General features: G+C 44.5%; 2 protein-coding genes. One reads left to right on the top strand and one right to left on the bottom strand.

From position 1 onward, the window contains the following. On the top strand, positions 1-671 hold a 671-nt coding region (locus ACQY6Q_RS03260; protein WP_427977817.1), incomplete at its 5' end, for a gamma-glutamyltransferase. 260 nt (positions 672-931) lie between these two features. On the opposite strand, the gene ACQY6Q_RS03255 is transcribed toward ACQY6Q_RS03260, so the two are convergent. Next, the coding region (locus ACQY6Q_RS03255) for a TonB-dependent siderophore receptor (RefSeq protein WP_427977815.1) at positions 932-1,711 on the bottom strand (780 nt) is incomplete at its 5' end.

Genomic DNA, 1,711 nt, shown 5'->3' with positions numbered 1-1,711 from the left:
AAGACTACGCCCAAAAGATTGCGAGCCAAATTGCGCTAAAGAAAACCACACCTAGTACCGAAATCAAACCCGGTAATCTAGCGCCCTATGAGACTGACCAAACCACCCACTTCTCGGTGGTCGATAAATGGGGCAATGCAGTGTCTAACACTTACACCTTAAACTTTAGCTACGGCTCAGGTTTAGTTGCCAAAGGCACGGGCATTTTACTCAATAACGAAATGGATGATTTCTCCGCTAAACCTGGCACCCCTAACGGTTATGGCTTAGTGGGTGGCGATGCCAACGCGGTGGAAGGTAATAAACGCCCGTTGAGTTCAATGAGCCCAACTATAGTGATGAAAGACGGCAAACCTTTCTTAGTGACAGGCAGCCCAGGCGGTTCACGCATCATTACCACCACGCTGCAAATCATTATGAATGTGATTGACCACGGCTTAAACATTGCCGAAGCCAGCAATGCCGCGCGGGTACACCACCAATGGCTACCAGATGAACTGCGGGTCGAGACCAGCCTGAACCGCGATACCATTTCGTTACTCGAAGCCAAAGGCCATAAGGTGAAAGTGCAATCGGCCATGGGCAGCACACAATCCATAATGGTGACAGAGCAAGGGATTTTTGGCGCCACCGATCCCCGTCATTCGGGTAGCGAAGCCGTCGGTTACTAATCGCTGATTGGCATACAAGCGTTATGTAAAAAGGTATGGATAGGAGTGATAAGGCTGATCGCCAAACTGCTCGATATAGAGCATTCAAGCAAAGCCGCGGATAACGACTCTCTCAGCAAGAGTCTAATGAACAACAAAAGCTGGTTAGTATTTTTAGCAATGTTGGGCGTTACATTCACTTATCTCCTATCACTGAGTGATGTTAATGCCGTGTCTTAATGGACACGGCATTTACAGCTCTAGCTTACATGGAAGATTATTTAAAAGTTGTAGCTTAGGTTTAACTCAATCTTTCGAGGTTCACCGAAGAAACCTTGATTGTAAAAATCAATGCTGGAGTAATATTTTTTATCAAATAAGTTATTGATATTTAGCTGAACTTTAGCATCATCCGTCAGTTGATAGCTTGTCATCAGGTTGACTAGGTAATAGCTGTCTTGCTCGGAGCGCTCACCATTAGGACCCGCTTTATCTTTGTAAATTTTACTCTGCCAGCTTAAGTTACCGCCAACGGTTAAATCCGCAAGTGCACCATCAAAGTGATAAAGTGAGGATAAACGCACCAAATCTTTTGGTAAGTGAGTGCTAAAAGCCGCTCCATCCTGATCTTCTGATTTGCTATAGGTATAGCTGAAAAATAGATCCCAATTTTCTGTTGGTTTACCGTTTAGCTCAACTTCATAACCTTGGTTACTGGTTCCATCTACCAAATGCATAGGATAACTGCCACCTGGTAAGGGAAGTGCGCCATCATCGGGTTTTGCCACATTTTCCTTTTGCACTTTAAAAACAGCAACACTGGCAGTCAGTTTCTCATCGAAGAAATCCCCTTTCGCCCCCAATTCAATATTGTTCCCCGTCATCGGTTCTAAGCGCTTATTGTTCGCGTCCCTTGCGTCTTGTGGCAGAAATATTTCGGTATAACTGGTGTAAATCGAGATGCTATCGTTCAGGTTGTATATAAGGCCAGCATAAGGTGTAAAAACATCGCTATTGTTGTAGTCATCAGCCGCGTTTGATTCAAATTGATATTGGCTAAT

It is taken from the genome of Agarivorans sp., assembly GCF_050295395.1.
In the GTDB taxonomy this organism is placed as follows: domain Bacteria; phylum Pseudomonadota; class Gammaproteobacteria; order Enterobacterales; family Celerinatantimonadaceae; genus Agarivorans.
The sequence above is the reverse complement of the archived record's forward strand: the minus strand, read 5'-3'. Positions and strand labels throughout refer to the sequence as shown.